Source organism: Mesorhizobium sp. P3_B5, from assembly GCF_056402815.1.
In genome coordinates this window covers 158,668-174,762 of the sequence record NZ_JBFUGR010000008.1, presented here as the reverse complement: position 1 = coordinate 174,762, position 16,095 = coordinate 158,668, and the positions used below count along the sequence as shown (strand labels likewise).

Sequence of the window (16,095 nt, the reverse complement as noted above, 5' to 3'; positions counted from 1 at the left end):
GTTTGACGAGGTGTTTGAAGTGACGTCAGCATTGCTGGCCGGGCTCATCGCCCTGGCACTCGTCGTTCACCTCGCCTGGCTTGCGCGCGCCAATGGCAAAAAGGCCATGGCCGCACTGGTTGCCGAAGAAGCCGGCGTCCGCACCGTCATTGCAGATGCAGTCAACATCTCGGATGGTGCCGCCGGTGTCGTTACCTTTGCCGGCTCGTGGAAGGGCCAACGTGTGCAAGTGCGCACCATTGTCGACACGCTGGCGACGAGAAAGCTCCCTGCCCGCTGGCTGTCCGTCTCGATCACCGAACCGGTCGCGGTGCCTGGCACTTTCGACATGATGATGCGGCCGGGTTCGCCGACGACATTTTCCAATTTCGATCATCTCGACCACACGCTGCCTAAGGTCTCTGACTTTCCAGCCGAGGCGGTGGTGCGAACCGACCGCAAAGGCGTGCGCTTCCCGCAGGATACCATCGCCAATCATCTCGAGATCTTTGCCGAGGGGCGCGCCAAGGAACTGCTGATCACCCCGAAAGGCGTGCGCATCGTCTGGCTGCTGGCGGAGGCCGAGCGGGCGCGCTATGGCGTGTTCCGGCAGGCTGAATTCGGCGGCGCCAGGCTCGAGCCGGCATTGATCGAAAAATTGCTGATTTCGGCATCGGCGCTGCGCGATGCCATCAATCAACGCGAACGGCAGGCGGCATGACCAGTTCCACAACCTCACCCGCACCGGCAAATCCGTATCTGGTGCTTGGCGCCGCGATTGTTTTGCCGGCAAGCGGGCATGTCATTCTGGGTGTGCCGGTGCGCGGTTTGCAGTTTCTTTTCTTCATGGTGATCCTGGCCTGGGTGACGGCCAAGATCGCGCCGCCTGACGCCTCCTTTGTCGGTCGCCATGCCGGCGGCTTCCTGATCTACGCCTTGTCGGTGCTCGACGCTTACAAGATCGCCCGCATCCGCACCGCCAAATGGGTCCACAGCGCCCGCACGGGCGGCGATAGTCCGGGCGGCGATGCACAGGTTGACATATAACGAGAGGAATATTTTTTTCATACCAATTGAATTTCCGGGACTCATTCGATACATCTCCAAGGGAACAACCTCGGGAGCCTGACATGTGCGGAATCGTCGGACTGTTTTTGAAGGACAAGTCGCTTGAGCCCCAGCTCGGCGCGATGCTGTCGCAGATGCTGATCTCGCTCAGCGATCGCGGTCCCGACAGCGCCGGCATCGCCATCTATGGCGCGCCTGCCAGGAATGAAGCCAAGATCACCATCCAGTCGGCCAAGCCGGAGCGCGATTTTCGCGGCCTCGACGCCGAACTGGCCAAGGCCATCGGCACGCCGGTGACGATCAGCGTGAAATCGACCCACGCCGTCGTCAGGACCACGCCGGCTAAGATCGACGAAGCGCGCGAGGCCATCCAGGCGCTGCGCCCCGACATCCGGATCATGGGCGCCGGCGACGTTGTCGAGATCTATAAGGAAGTCGGGTTGCCCGAGGCGGTCGTCGACCGTTTCGACGTCCGCAGCATGACCGGCACGCATGGTATCGGCCATACCCGCATGGCTACGGAATCGGCGGTGACGACAATGGGCGCGCATCCGTTCTCGACCGGCGCCGACCAATGCCTTGTGCACAATGGCTCGCTGTCCAACCACAACAATGTCCGCCGCGAACTGATCCGCGAAGGCATGAAGTTCGAGACCGAGAACGACACCGAGGTCGCCGCCGCCTATCTCTCGTCACAGATGGCGCATGGCAAGAACCTCGGCGAGGCGTTGGAGGGCACGCTCTCCGACCTCGACGGCTTCTTCACCTTCGTCGTCGGCACCAAGAACGGCTTTGGCGTGGTGCGCGATCCGATCGCCTGCAAGCCTGCCGTCATGGCCGAGACCGACCAGTATGTCGCCTTCGGCTCGGAGTATCGCGCGCTCACCAAACTGCCCGGCATAGACGGCGCCAAGGTCTGGGAACCCGAGCCCGCGACCGTTTATTTCTGGGAGCATTGAGTTCATGCCGGCAACGAAACTTTCAAAGACGGTGACGCACGACCACGCTGCGAGGGTCTTCGACCTCGACGAGCTGTCGTTGCGCGAGCTCAACCAGGCCCTGCACAGTCTGACCCCCGGGTCGAACGAAACGGCCTGGGAAGTGCTGAACCCGAAGGGCAACCATTCGGTCGCCGTCGGCGTCGACCAGCCGGTCACCATCGATGTGCGCGGCAGCGTCGGCTATTATTGTGCCGGCATGAATGATGGCGCCACGATCACCGTGCACGGCTCGGCCGGACCGGGTGTCGGCGAAAACATGATGTCGGGCTCGATCACCATCAAAGGCGATGCCAGCCAGTATGCCGGCGCCACCGGCAGGGGCGGGCTGCTGGTCATCGAGGGTAATGCCTCGTCGCGCTGCGGCATTTCGATGAAGGGCATCGACATCGTCGTGCATGGCAATATCGGGCACATGTCGGCGTTCATGGCGCAGTCGGGCAATCTGGTGGTGCTGGGCGACGCTGGCGATGCGCTGGGCGACTCCATCTACGAGGCGCGGCTGTTTGTGCGCGGCAAGGTCGACAGCCTGGGTGCCGACTGCATCGCCAAGGAGATGCGGCCCGACCATCTGGAGCTGCTGAAGGGCCTGCTCGAGCGCGCCGGCGTGACCGGGGTCAAGCCGTCCGAGTTCAAGCGCTACGGCTCGGCGCGCACGCTCTACAATTTCAATATCGACAACGCCGACGCGTATTGAGGCAGCATGACCTATCGCAACCCGCCGACGACGCCGCGCAAATCCGCGACCTTCGACGACTACACGCTTTCTGAAATCCGCCGCGCCGCGGCGACCGGCATCTATGACATCCGTGGTGCCGGCGCCAAGCGCAAGCTGCCGCATTTCGATGACCTGCTGTTCCTTGGCGCCTCGATCTCGCGCTATCCGCTGGAAGGCTATCGCGAGCGCTGCGACACCAGCGTCGTGCTCGGCTCGCGCTATGCCAAGAAGCCGATCGAGCTGAAGATCCCGATCACCATTGCCGGCATGAGCTTCGGTTCGCTGTCCGGCCCGGCGAAAGAAGCGCTGGGCCGTGGCGCGACCTTGTCGGGCACCTCGACCACCACCGGCGATGGCGGCATGACCGAGGAAGAGCGCGGCCATTCCAAGCAACTGGTCTATCAGTACCTGCCCTCGCGTTACGGCATGAACCCGCGCGACCTGCGCCGCGCCGATGCCATCGAAGTGGTCGTCGGCCAGGGCGCCAAGCCCGGCGGCGGCGGCATGTTGCTTGGCCAAAAAATTTCCGACCGTGTCGCCGAAATGCGCACGCTGCCGAAAGGCATCGACCAACGTTCGGCCTCGCGCCATCCCGACTGGACCGGGCCCGACGATCTCGAGATCAAGATCCTCGAACTGCGCGAAATCACCGACTGGGAAAAGCCGATCTACGTCAAGGTCGGCGGCGCGCGGCCCTATTACGACACCGCCCTTGCGGTGAAAGCCGGCGCCGATGTCGTCGTCGTCGACGGCATGCAGGGCGGCACCGCGGCCACCCAGGAAGTGTTCATCGAAAATGTCGGCCAGCCGACGCTTGCCTGCATCAGGCCGGCGGTACAGGCGCTGCAGGATCTGGGCATGCACCGCAAGGTGCAGCTGATCGTCTCCGGCGGCATCCGCAACGGTGCCGATGTCGCCAAGGCGCTGGCGCTCGGCGTCGACGCGGTTTCCATCGGCACGGCAGCGCTTGTCGCGCTCGGCGACAACGACCCACGCTGGGAGGCCGAGTACAACGAGCTCGGCACCACGGCTGGCGCCTATGACGACTGGCACGAGGGGCGCGACCCCGCGGGCATCACGACGCAGGACCCAGAACTGATGAAGCGGGTCGACCCGATCGCCGCCGGACGGCGGCTGGCGAACTATCTGAAGGTGATGACGCTGGAAGCGCAGACCATCGCTCGCGCCTGCGGCAAGAACAGCCTGCACAATCTCGAGCCCGAGGATCTCGTCGCGCTCACCATCGAAGCCGCCGCCATGGCCGGCGTGCCGCTGGCCGGCACCAACTGGATACCGGGGAAGAACGGCTTCTAAGACATCCGAATAGCAAAAATACCATCAAGCGAGGAACTATAATGGGGAACGATCTCGCCGCCTTCGCCAAAGAGAACGGCGTCAAATATTTCATGATTTCCTACACCGACCTGTTCGGTGGGCAGCGTGCCAAGCTGGTGCCGGCGCAAGCCATCGCCGACATGCAGAAGGACGGTGCCGGCTTTGCCGGTTTCGCCACCTGGCTCGACCTGACGCCGGCGCATCCCGACATGCTGGCGGTGCCGGATCCGGACTCGGTCATCCAGCTGCCATGGAAGCCAGAGGTCGCCTGGGTCGCCGCCAACTGCATCATGGACGACAAGGAAGTCGACCAGACGCCACGCAACACGCTGCGGCGGCTGATTGCCGAGGCGGCGAGCGACGGCATGCATGTCAAGACCGGCGTCGAGGCCGAGTTCTTCCTGATCTCGCCGGACGGCAAAACGATATCCGACGAGTACGACACCGCGTCGAAGCCCTGCTACGACCAGCAAGCGGTGATGCGCCGCTACGATGTCATCGCCGAGATCTGCGACCACATGCTGGCGCTCGGCTGGGGCGCCTACCAGAACGACCATGAGGACGCCAATGGCCAGTTCGAGATGAACTGGGCCTTCGACGATGCGCTCGCCACCGCCGACAAGCACTCCTTCTTCAAGTTCATGGTCAAGTCGGTCGCCGAGAAGCACGGCCTGCGCGCCACCTTCATGCCGAAACCCTTCCAGGGCCTGACCGGCAATGGCTGCCACGCCCACATCTCGGTCTGGGACAAGGCGGGCAAAACCAATGTCTTTGCCGACAATGCGATGGAGCTCGGCCTTTCCGCCAAGGGCAAGAATTTCCTCGGCGGCATCATGAAGCATGCCTCCGCGCTTGCCGCGATCACCAACCCGACGGTCAATTCCTACAAGCGCATCAACGCACCGCGCACCATTTCGGGCGCGACCTGGGCGCCGAACACGGTGACCTGGACCGGCAACAACCGCACCCATATGGTGCGCGTGCCCGGCCCCGGCCGCTTCGAACTGCGCCTGCCCGACGGTGCGGCCAACCCGTATCTGCTGCAGGCCGTCATCATCGCCGCCGGTCTCGACGGCATCCGCTCCAAGGCCGATCCCGGCAAGCGCTACGACATCGACATGTACCAGTTCGGGCATACGGTGAAGGGCGCGCCAAAACTGCCGCTCAACCTGCTCGATGCGTTGCGTGAGTTCGACAAGGACAAATCGCTGAAGGCGGCGCTGGGTGAGGAATTCTCGGCGGCCTACCTAAAGCTGAAGCACCAGGAATGGAATTCCTATGCTTCGCACTTCACGCAATGGGAGCGTGACCACACGCTGGATATCTAACGTCCCAGCGGTGCGAGCGACCTCGGAATGAATTTATGAAATACTCGATCTTCTCGCTCGCCCGCGCCGCCTTTTCCGGCCACAAGAACTGGCAGCGCACCTGGCGCGACGCCACGCCGAAAGACCGCTACGATGTGGTGATCATCGGCGGCGGCGGCCATGGCCTGGCGACGGCATGGTTCCTGGCCAGCGAGTACGGCATCAAGAATGTCGCCGTGCTCGAAAAGGGCTGGATCGGTTCCGGCAATGCCGGCCGCAACACCACCATCATTCGCTCCAATTACGGCCTTCCCGGGAATACCGGCTTCTACGAATTGTCGATGAAGCTGTGGGAGCGGATGGAGCAGGATCTCAACTACAACACGATGGTCAGCCAGCGCGGCGTCCTCAATCTCTATCACTCCGACGCACAACGCGACGCCTATGCGCGGCGCGGCAACACCATGCGGATCAACGGCATCGATGCCGAACTGCTTGACCTCCCGGCGATCAAAAAGATGATCCCGTTCCTGAACTTCGACAATGCACGCTTTCCGGTGCAAGGCGGGCTGTTGCAGCGGCGCGGCGGCACGGCGCGTCACGATGCCGTGGTCTGGGGCTACGCCCATGCAGCGAGCGCACTCGGCGTCGACATCATCCAGAATTGCGAGGTCACCGGCTTTGTCAGAGACGCCAACGGCAAGGTGACCGGCGTCGAGACCTCGCGCGGCAAGATCGGCGCCGGCAAGGTCGGCATGGCGGTTGCCGGCAGCACCTCGCGCGTCGCAGCGATGGCCGGGTTGCGGCTGCCGATCGAAAGCCATGTGCTTCAGGCCTTCGTCTCCGAGGCGATCAAGCCGCTGATCCCCGGTGTCATGACCTTCGGCGCCGGCCATTTCTATGTCAGCCAGTCCGACAAGGGCGGGCTCGTCTTCGGCGGCGATATAGACGGCTACAATTCCTATGCCCAGCGCGGCAATTTGCCGGTGATGGAAGACGTCTGCGAGGGCGGAATGGCGCTGATGCCGATGATCGGCCGCGTGCGCCTGCTGCGCCAGTGGGGCGGCATCATGGACATGTCGATGGATGGCTCGCCGATCATCGACAAGAGCCCGGTCGACGGGCTCTATCTCAATGCCGGCTGGTGCTATGGCGGCTTCAAGGCGACGCCCGGCTCCGGCTTCGTCTTTGCCCATCTTCTGGCGCGAGACGAGTCGCATGTTGAAGCCGCAAAGTTCCGCCTCGACCGTTTCCGGCGCGGTGCAATGATCGACGAAAAGGGCCAGGGCGCCCAACCGAACCTGCATTGAAGGCGGTCTGAAAGAGCATGCGTATTGTCTGTCCCTTCTGCGGCGAACGCGAACTCGGCGAGTTCACCTATCTCGGCGACGCCAAGCCGGTGCGACCAGAGGCCGACGCCCCGGAAGACGCGGTGTTCGACTATGTCTATCTGCGCGACAACGTGGCCGGCGTGATGAGCGAGAACTGGTATCATGGCGGCGGCTGCCGGGCATGGCTGAAGGTCACGCGCAACACGCTGACGCATGAGATTTCTGCGGTGGAACCGGCGGCTGGTGTCGGCGCTGCGAAGGTAGGCGCTTGATGGCCACGCAGACACACCGGCTCGCCACCGGCGGGCTCATCGACCGCTCGGCGCCGCTGAATTTCCGTTTCGACGGCAAGAGCTTCGGCGGCTTCCAGGGCGACACGCTGGCTTCGGCGCTGGTCGCCAATGGCGTCAAGCTGGTCAGCCGCTCGTTCAAATACCACCGCCCCCGCGGCATCCTGACCGCCGGCTCTGAGGAGCCCAATGCGCTGGTCGAACTGCGCACAGGCGCACGGCGCGAGGCCAACACCAAGGCCACCACCGCGGAGCTTTATGATGGCCTCGAGGCCGCCAGCCAGAACCGCTGGCCGTCGCTGCGCCACGATATCATGTCGGTGAACCAGCTGTTCGCACCGATCTTCGTCGCCGGCTTCTACTACAAGACCTTCATGTGGCCGGCCAAATTCTGGGAAGCCATCTACGAGCCGGCGATCCGCCGTGCCGCCGGTCTCGGCCGCGCCGCAGGCGTTGCCGATCCCGACCACTACGACAAGGCCTGGGCGCATTGCGACGTGCTGATCGCAGGCTCCGGCCCGGCCGGTCTGGCGGCAGCATTGTCCGCCGGCCGCGCAGGCGCCCGCGTCATCCTGTGCGAAGAGGATTTCACGCTCGGCGGCCGCCTGCTGTCTGATGGTGGCACCATCGACGGCCTGCCGGCAGCCAAATGGATATCGCGGACACTGGCCGAACTCGGCTCGCTACCAGACGTCCGCATCATGACCCGCACGACTTTGTTCGGCGTCTATGACGGCGGCACCTATGGCGCGCTGGAGCGGATCAACGACCACCTGCCCTTGCCGCCCGAGCATCAGGTGCGCCAGCGGCTGTGGCGGATCGTGGCCAAACGCTGCATTGTCGCAGCCGGCGCCATCGAGCGGCCGATCGTCTTTGCCGGCAACGACACGCCGGGCGTGATGATGGCGTCCGCCATGCGGACCTATGTCGCGCGCTATGCGGCGTCTCCGGCAAAGCGCGTCGCGCTGTTCACCAACAATGAGGATGGCTGGCACACGGTCGAGACAGCGCTAGCAGCCGGATTGCAGGTCGCGGCGGTGATCGACGCGCGGCCTGACGTATCTCCAGCCCATCGCTCGCTCGCCTCTAAGAACGGGTTCACCGTACTGCACGGCTCCGTCAGCGGTGTCGATGGCGGCAAGGACGGCGTTCGGAAAATTGCGGTATCGCTCGCTGGCGGCGCGCGCGCCGAAGTCGAGGCCGACGGGCTCGCCGTCTCCGGTGGCTGGAACCCGGCGGTCGGACTGACCTCCTACCATCGTGGCCGGCCGAAATGGCAGGACGCTATTGCCGCTTTCGTGCCAGACGGAGCGCCTCCCGGCATGGTCGCCGTCGGTGCCGCCAACGGCGCTTTCGGGCTCGGCGCCTGCCTGAGCCAAGGCTTTGCCGCCGGTGCTGCGGCGGCAGCTGGTGCCGGTCGCAGCGGCACGGCAGGCGCGACCCCGGTCGCCGATGACGAGGCCTTCTCCCTGACCCCGCTCTGGCATGTCGCCGGTAAAGGAAAAGCCTTTGTCGACTACCAGCACGACGTCACCGCGTCAGACATCGAACTGGCGCAGCGTGAAGGGTTTGAATCGGTCGAGCATTTGAAGCGCTACACGACGCTCGGCATGGCCACCGACCAGGGCAAGACATCCAATGTCGCCGGCCTCGCCATCATGGCTGCGGTCAGCGGCAGGTCCATTCCGGAAACTGGCACGACGATCTACCGGCCTCCTTACGTGCCCGTCGCCATCGGCGCCTTCGCCGGTCATCATCGCGACGAGACTTTCCATGCGACGCGGCTGACACCCTCGCATCACTGGGCCGCCGAACAGGGCGCGATCTTTGTCGACACCGGCCTGTGGAAGCGGGCGCAGTGGTATCCGCGCGCCGGCGAGAAGGACTGGCTGGAATCGGTGACCCGCGAGGTCAAGGCGGTGCGCGGCGGCGTCGGCTTCTGCGATGTCTCGACGCTGGGCAAAATCGACGTGCATGGCCCGGATGCCGGCGCGTTCCTCGACCGCGTCTACATCAACACCTTCTCCAGCCTTGCCGTGGGCAAAGCCCGCTACGGGCTGATGCTGCGCGAGGACGGCATCGTCTATGACGACGGCACCACGTCGCGGCTGGCCGAGGATCATTATTTCCTGACCACCACCACGGCCAAGGCCGGGCTGGTGATGCAGCATCTCGAATTCTGCCGGCAGGTGCTGTTCCCCGAGCTCGACGTGCAGCTCACATCTGTCTCCGACCAGTGGGCGCAGTTCTCCATCGCCGGACCCAAGACTCGCGACCTGCTGAAAGAAATCGTCGATCCGGCCGAGGATCTTTCCAACGAAGGCTTTCCGTTCATGGGCGCGCGCGAAGTGGCGCTGCGCGGCGGCATCAAGGCGCGGCTGTTCCGCATCTCGTTCTCCGGCGAAATGGCGTTCGAGATTTCCGTTCCGGCCCGCTATGGCGAGGCGCTGGTGCGCAATTTGATGCTGGCCGGCGCGCCATTCGGCGTGACGCCCTACGGCACCGAGGCGCTCGGCGTTATGCGCGTCGAAAAGGGCCATGTCGCCGGGCCGGAACTGAACGGCACCACGACCGCGGGCGACCTCGGCCTCGGCAAGATGATGTCGAGCAAGAAGGACTTTATTGGCCGCAGCATGGCCGGCCGCGAAGCGCTCGTGGCGTCGGACCGGCAGGTCGTGGTCGGTATCAGGCCGGTCGACAAGGCGCGCCGTTTGCGCTCCGGCGCGCACATCATTCCGAAGGGCCAGACACCCGGCCCAGGCAATGACCAGGGCTACGTGACCTCGGTCTGCTTCTCGCCGACGCTCGACCAATGGATCGGGCTCGGGCTGGTCGAACGCGGGCGCGGGCGCATCGGCGAGATCGTCCATGCGCATGATCCGCTGCGCGGCGAGGACTATGATGTCGAGCTCTGCAATCCCGTCTTCTACGATCCGGATGGAGGGCGCCAGCGTGGCTGAGTTTTCCTGGGACATTCGCAGCCCGCTTGAGCGGGCGCTTGCCGCCGGCGCGCATGGCGCGGGCGGCATCGAGGCCGGCGTCTCGCTGACCGAAGTCCGCAATTTCGACCTCGTGCAGGTAATGGCGCGGCGCGGCAAGGCGGCAGAGGTTGCGGAGGCCGCGCAGGCCCGCTTCGGCGTGGCGGCTCCGGAAACACCGAAGGCGGTCGACACGGCGGATGCGACGCTGATCTGGTCCGGACCGGATCAGTTTTTTGTCCTGACCAAGGGCGGCAAGCATGGGACCGGAGAACTCGGCCCGGCCTTTGCATCGTCCGCCTCGCTGTCGGATCAATCTCATGCGCGCGCGCTGATCAGTATCTCCGGTGCCAAGGCACGCACCATGCTGGCAAAGCTGTCGTCGATCGATCTGCATCCGGCGGCATTTTCGGTTGGCGCTGCTGCCGCGACCTCGATGGATCATACCAGCGTCACGCTCTGGCGCGGGAATGATCGGGCGGATGGACTGGCGGTGTTTAACGTTCTGGTGTTTGCGACGTTCGCCGAGAGCCTTTGGCATACGATGCTGGATTCGGCTGCGGAATATGGCGTGGCGATCGCGCATTCGGAGGATTTGGCGTAGCGCGCCCTTCCCTTCTCCCCCTGTGGGAGAAGGTGGCTTGGCGCGCAGCGCCAAGACGGATGAGGGGTGTTGGAAGAAACTAGGCGTCAAAAAATATAACTATTCTAGGTACTTATGTCTTCCCCGTTGCGATCCGTCCAGCACCCCTCATCCGACCGAGCTGCGCTCGGCCACCTTCTCCCACAAGGGGAGAAGGGAGAGCCGCACCCAGTCGCTCCACCTTGCTAAACCTACAAGGGCTGCTATTCTTGCTGCTAAAGTAATTTTACACACAGGCAAACTTGTTTCTCGAACCGCAAGGCTGAGATGAGCCAGTCGCCCTACCCCGCAATTGCCGCCGGACCGCCCCGACCGAGCCTGATCCTCAGGCCCGGCCAGATCGCGCTGCCGGCGGGCATGGAGCGTCATACGATCCAGGGCAACGGCGCAGTGCTCCTCGACATCGAGGCCGGCGATACCATCACCGTGCGCAATGTCGAGGGCGGGCAGGCTTGCGAGTTGCTCGCGTGGGACAAGACCGGCGTAAGCGACGCAGGCATCCTCGGTGAAATGCCCAACAGCAATGCCACCGGCATCAAGGCGCTGCTGATCGACGGCGACGACAGTCTCTCGGCTGTCCGCCGCGGGCTCGAACGCCGTCAGGTGCAGCTCGATCAGGCCAAGGCGGTGCGCGTGTTCGGCGGCACAACGCCGGCCGGCACCGAACAGGGTTTTACCGTCGCCCGGGACGGCGCCATGCTGATCGCCGCGCCGGGCGGGCCGATGCTGGTCGATGGCCACGACACGGCGACACCGCTCAGCGTCATCGTGCGCCGCGCCACGATCCGCCCTGCCTCCAAATCGCAGCTTGGCGATCCGCTCGCCGATCCGGTGCTCGATCTGCGGGTTCATTCGGCGACGGCGGAATCCTACTTCGTCAAGGCCGGCGACTATCTGCAGATCATCGATGTCGACGGCCGGCAGTGCACCGACTTCCAGTGCTTTTCGGCGCGCAAGCTGGACAAGGGCCGCGACCATCCGCTCGACGTGACGACGACGCGCACGCTGATGGGATCGAGCTATCCGATGCCCGGCCTGCATTCGAAATATTACGACCAGGACATGGAGCCGCTGGTCGAGGTGGTGCAGGACACGTGCGGCCGGCATGACGCTTTCGCGCTGGCTTGCGCGGCCAAATATTACGACGACATCGGCTATCCCGGCCATACCAACTGCTCGGAGAACTTTAATCGGGCGCTGGCAGACAGGGGCGTCACACCGCGTGCGGGCTGGATGGCGATCAACTTCTTCTTCAACACGGCGATGGACGCGCATGGCGTCATGGTGTCCGACGAGCCATGGTCGCGAGCGGGCGACTATGTGCTGCTGCGGGCGCTGACCGACATCGTCTGCGTGTCCTCCGCCTGCCCCGACGACACGACGCCGGCCAATGGCTGGAACCTGACCGACATCCATGTGCGAACCTATTCCGGCCAGCACAAATTCTCGCGAGCGATCGCCAGACGCATGACGCCCGATTCGGAACCCAAAATGACCCGCGAGACAGCCTTTCATTCGAGCTTTGCCAAGCACACACGCAGCTTCGTGGAGTACAGGGGGTATTGGCTGGCCAATGCCTTCGCCAAGGAGGGCCCGATCGACGAATACTGGGCCTGCCGGCAGGATGCCGTGATCATGGACCTGTCGCCGCTGCGCAAGTTCGAAGTCACCGGACCGGATTCGGAAGCGCTGCTGCAATACACGCTGACCCGCGATGTGAAGAAGCTCGGCATCGGCCAGGTCGTCTACTCCGCCATGTGCTACGAACATGGCGGCATGATCGACGACGGCACGCTGCTGCGTCTCGGCAAGGACAATTTCCGCTGGGTCGGCGGCGATGATCTCTCGGGCGAATGGCTGCGCGAGACGGCGGCAAAGCTCGGCCTCAACGTGCTGGTGCGCTCATCGACCGACCAGATGCACAATGTCGCCGTGCAAGGTCCGAAGAGCCGCGACATCCTGCGAGAGGTGATCTGGACCTCGCCGCTGCAGCCGTCGATCGACGAGCTCGAATGGTTCCGTTTCGCGGTGGCGCGCATCGGCGGCGGCAACGGCATCCCGGTCGTGGTGTCACGCACCGGCTACACCGGCGAACTCGGCTACGAGATCTGGTGTCATCCGCGCGACGCCGCAAAAGTGTTCGACGCCATCTGGGAGGCCGGCCAGCCGCATGGGCTGAAGCCGATGGGGCTGCAGGCGCTCGACATGGTGCGCATCGAGGCCGGGCTGATCTTCGCCGGTTACGAGTTCTCCGACCAGACCGATCCGTTCGAGGCCGGCATCGGCTTCACCGTGCCGCTGAAGAGCAAGACGGACGATTTCATAGGCCGCGAGGCGCTGATCCGGCGCAAGGAGAACCCGCAGACAAAACTGGTCGGCCTCGACATCGACGCCAATGTCGCTGTCGGCCATGGCGACTGCATCCATGTCGGCCGCGCCCAGATCGGCGTCGTCACATCCAGCATGCGCTCGCCGGTGCTGAACAAGAACATCGCGCTGGCGAGACTCGACGTCACCCATTCAGCCATCGGCACCGAGGTCGAGATCGGCAAGCTCGACGGCCATGCCAAGCGGCTGCCGGCGCGCGTCGTCGCCTTAGCCCACTACGACCCGCAGAAGACCAGGCCGCGTTCCTGACGGCATCGCAGCCAAGCCACATCGATCGACGGCAGTGGGTCAGTTTGAAAAGTTTGCCGAGCGCCAGAACCTGACCATGCGGACGCATATGCGCTTCACGCGCCTGACCAATGGCTTTTCCAAAAAGGTGGAGGCTCACGCCAACGCCGTGGCGCTTCACTTCATGTACTACAATTTTGTTCGCATCCATGCCACGTTGCGTATGACGCCTGCGATGGCCGCTGGCGTGACTGGCAAGCTTTGGGAGATCGCAGATATCGTTGCTTTGATCGAAGCGAAGGAAGCTGAGAAGCCGGTAGTGCGCGGACCATACAAGAAGCGCGCTGCCGCCTAAACTACGCTACGGTCTGGCGATCTAACTTTCCATTTCAGATGAAACAGGGTCCGAGGATGTCGAAGTGGACGAGGATAGGCGACGATGCTTATGCGCCTTTCGGGAAGCGAACGATTCCGTTTCCTGTTGGCGAGGCTTTGTATTTTGTCGCTGTAGACGAGAGCGATCAGGACAATATCCTAGTCACGTATGATGCTGCGGCCAGACCGTGGGGAATTGAGTACAAAGAGACCAATGGCGCAGTGTTTCGACTGTCGGGTTTTACATGGGGACGTGGCGATCCTCACTGGGATGAGAAAGCCTTGGGGCATTGGTTCGAACTGACTCTGACCGCGCGCTCCACACTGCGTTACTGGGGCGATCGTGTCGTTTTGCACGAAGATGTTGAAGCCGAGATTTCAAACTGACCCACTGCCCGATCGACTAGTGACGGCAGTTATGCTATTGATTTGGCGACGCTGCTGATTTGCGCCGCGACCCGCCTCAGGCGGGTTTTTTCGTTTCAGACCAGCCGGCAGCGCCGCGAAAGCTCGCGTTTCACAAGCGTGATGTGCACAGTTTCACAAAACGCTTGACGTGAAAGCGCGCCGGATCAATGTTCACTGTTAAGAAAAAAATGCGACTGACCGGAAACAAGGGCAGCCGACCAAAGCATGCATCTGCGATGAAGCCACGCACAGTCGCGGCCGTCACGGACGGGGAACATCAAAAAGGGGATTTCAAGCCTATGAGCACGACAACCACTGCGCTGGCGCAGCCCGCCGCTGAAGGCGAACTGCACCGGAATATCGACTGGCGCGGCGCCTTCTGGGTGGCCAGCGGCGTTCCGGCCCTCGTCCTGTTTTCGATCGGCGGCATTGCCGGCACGACCGGAACGCTGGCCTTCCTGATCTGGACCGTGTCCATGGTCATGGGCTTCCTGCAATCCTTCACCTATGCGGAAATCGCCGGCCTGTTCCCGAACAAGTCCGGCGGCGCTTCGGTCTACGGCGCCACCGCATGGCTGCGCTATTCCAAGTTCATCGCGCCGCTGTCGGTGTGGTGCAACTGGTTCGCCTGGTCGCCGGTGCTGTCGCTCGGCTGCTCGATCGCCGCTGCCTACATCCTCAACGCTCTGGCGCCGGTGCCGGTGTTCAGCGAAACCTCGCCTGATGTCGTTGCCTATGTCGCGGCGCATGCCGGAACCAGTGCCGCCGACGCGATCACGGCGGTGACCGCGGCCGCGACCCCGGCGATCCGCACCTGGAGCCTGTTCAGCCACACGCTAGGCCCGGTTTCCTTCACCTTCAACTCCACCTTCTTCATCGGCGCGGTGCTGATGCTGATCATCTTCGCCATCCAGCATCGCGGCATCCTCGGCACGGCCAATGTGCAGAAATATATCGGCCTGCTGGTCATCATCCCAATGTTGATCGTCGGCGTGGTGCCGATCTTCACCGGCCAGATCAACTGGGCGAACTTTTCGCCGCTGGTGCCGCTGGCCGCTGCCTATGCACCCGAGCCTGGTTCGTGGAACATCGCCGGCTGGACGCTGGTGCTTGGCGGCATGTTCATCGCCGCGTGGTCGACCTATGGTTTCGAGACGGCCGTCTGCTACACTTCCGAGTTCAAGAACCCCGGCACCGACACGTTCAAGGCCATCTTCTATTCCGGCCTGCTCTGCCTGCTGCTGTTCATCCTGGTGCCCTTCACCTTCCAGGGCGTGCTCGGCCTGAACGGCATGCTGGCCACCCCGATCGTCGACGGCTCCGGCGTTGCCGACGCGCTGGCCGGCATGGTCGGCGGCGGAAATCTTATCCACAGCCTGCTGGTGATGCTGATGATCCTGGCGCTGGTGCTGTGCATCATGACGGCGATGGCCGGCTCCTCGCGCACGCTCTACCAGGGCTCGGTCGATGGCTGGCTGCCGCGCTATCTCAGCCACGTCAACGAGCATGGTGCACCGACGCGCGCCATGTGGACCGACCTGATCTTCAACCTGATCGTGCTGGCCATCGCCTCGGCCGACGCGACGAGCTTCTTCTTCATCCTCGCGGTGTCGAATTGCGGCTACATCATCTTCAACTTCCTCAATCTCAATGCCGGCTGGATCCACCGCATCGACAACGGCCATATCGCGCGGCCGTGGAAAGCACCGGGCTGGCTGCTCGGCGTCGGCGCCATCTTCGCCTATGTCAACGCGATCTTCATGGGCGCGGGCGCCAAGGTCTGGAACCCGATGGCACTGTGGGCCGGACTGATCACCGCTGCCCTGATCATCCCGGTGTTCTGCTTCCGCCACTACATCCAGGACGGCGGCAAATTCCCCGACCATATGCTGGCCGACCTCGGCATGAGTTCGTCCGATCTGGCGGTAAAGAAGGCGGGAATGCTGCCCTATCTGACGCTGGTCGCCGGCGTCGTGGTGATGTTGCTCGCCAACTGGTTCTTCGTCATCTGACAGCAATCTGAAGGGATCGAGCGTAGTCGTGCTCGAT

13 protein-coding genes and 1 pseudogene are annotated in these 16,095 nt (G+C 63.5%); all 14 read left to right on the top strand.

Going from position 1 to position 16,095, the window contains the following annotated elements; translation table 11 throughout:
- Positions 1–10: 10 nt before the first annotated feature.
- Entirely contained in the window at positions 11–700 is a 690-nt protein-coding gene (locus tag AC1DVW_RS20925) for a hypothetical protein (protein ID WP_477325559.1), read from the top strand.
- Positions 697–1,026 (top strand): hypothetical protein, encoded by a 330-nt coding sequence (locus AC1DVW_RS20920; protein ID WP_477271653.1) that lies wholly within the window; start codon positions 697–699, stop codon positions 1,024–1,026. The genes AC1DVW_RS20925 and AC1DVW_RS20920 overlap by 4 nt, the downstream gene beginning before the upstream one ends.
- Before the next feature lie 83 nt (positions 1,027–1,109).
- Entirely contained in the window at positions 1,110–2,006 is an 897-nt protein-coding gene (locus tag AC1DVW_RS20915; protein ID WP_477271651.1) for a class II glutamine amidotransferase, read from the top strand.
- Positions 2,007–2,010: 4 nt separating this feature from the next.
- Positions 2,011–2,742, top strand: coding sequence for a GltB/FmdC/FwdC-like GXGXG domain-containing protein (locus AC1DVW_RS20910; protein ID WP_477325557.1), 732 nt, complete (start codon positions 2,011–2,013; stop codon positions 2,740–2,742).
- A 6-nt stretch (positions 2,743–2,748) separates the two neighbouring features.
- Positions 2,749–4,077, top strand: a complete 1,329-nt coding sequence (locus AC1DVW_RS20905) for an FMN-binding glutamate synthase family protein (RefSeq protein WP_477243326.1) — start codon at positions 2,749–2,751, stop codon at positions 4,075–4,077.
- A gap of 41 nt (positions 4,078–4,118) precedes the next feature.
- On the top strand, positions 4,119–5,426 hold the full coding sequence (gene glnT, locus AC1DVW_RS20900) for a type III glutamate--ammonia ligase (RefSeq protein WP_477271645.1): 1,308 nt from the start codon (positions 4,119–4,121) through the stop codon (positions 5,424–5,426).
- Between the two features lie 35 nt (positions 5,427–5,461).
- Positions 5,462–6,715: a sarcosine oxidase subunit beta family protein gene (locus tag AC1DVW_RS20895; RefSeq protein ID WP_477271643.1), complete on the top strand. Its 1,254-nt coding sequence runs from the start codon at positions 5,462–5,464 to the stop codon at positions 6,713–6,715.
- Positions 6,716–6,732: 17 nt separating this feature from the next.
- The gene (locus AC1DVW_RS20890; RefSeq protein ID WP_477243320.1) at positions 6,733–7,008 is read left to right on the top strand and encodes a sarcosine oxidase subunit delta; all 276 of its coding nucleotides are present in this window, start codon (positions 6,733–6,735) and stop codon (positions 7,006–7,008) included.
- On the top strand, positions 7,008–9,986 hold the full coding sequence (locus AC1DVW_RS20885) for a sarcosine oxidase subunit alpha (protein ID WP_477325555.1): 2,979 nt from the start codon (positions 7,008–7,010) through the stop codon (positions 9,984–9,986). The genes AC1DVW_RS20890 and AC1DVW_RS20885 overlap by 1 nt, the downstream gene beginning before the upstream one ends.
- Entirely contained in the window at positions 9,979–10,608 is a 630-nt protein-coding gene (locus AC1DVW_RS20880) for a sarcosine oxidase subunit gamma (protein ID WP_477271637.1), read from the top strand. The genes AC1DVW_RS20885 and AC1DVW_RS20880 overlap by 8 nt, the downstream gene beginning before the upstream one ends.
- Positions 10,609–10,914: 306 nt before the next feature.
- Positions 10,915–13,284, top strand: a complete 2,370-nt coding sequence (locus tag AC1DVW_RS20875; RefSeq protein WP_477325553.1) for a DUF1989 domain-containing protein — start codon at positions 10,915–10,917, stop codon at positions 13,282–13,284.
- 58 nt (positions 13,285–13,342) lie between these two features.
- Positions 13,343–13,618 (top strand): annotated as a pseudogene (locus AC1DVW_RS20870) (IS1 family transposase); the annotation flags it as partial.
- Positions 13,619–13,674: 56 nt separating this feature from the next.
- Positions 13,675–14,025 carry a hypothetical protein gene (locus tag AC1DVW_RS20865; RefSeq protein WP_477325551.1) on the top strand — a complete coding sequence of 117 codons (351 nt, stop codon included), beginning with the start codon at positions 13,675–13,677 and terminating at the stop codon, positions 14,023–14,025.
- Positions 14,026–14,345: 320 nt separating this feature from the next.
- Positions 14,346–16,058, top strand: coding sequence for an APC family permease (locus AC1DVW_RS20860; RefSeq protein ID WP_477325549.1), 1,713 nt, complete (start codon positions 14,346–14,348; stop codon positions 16,056–16,058).
- The last annotated feature ends 37 nt before the right edge of the window (positions 16,059–16,095 follow it).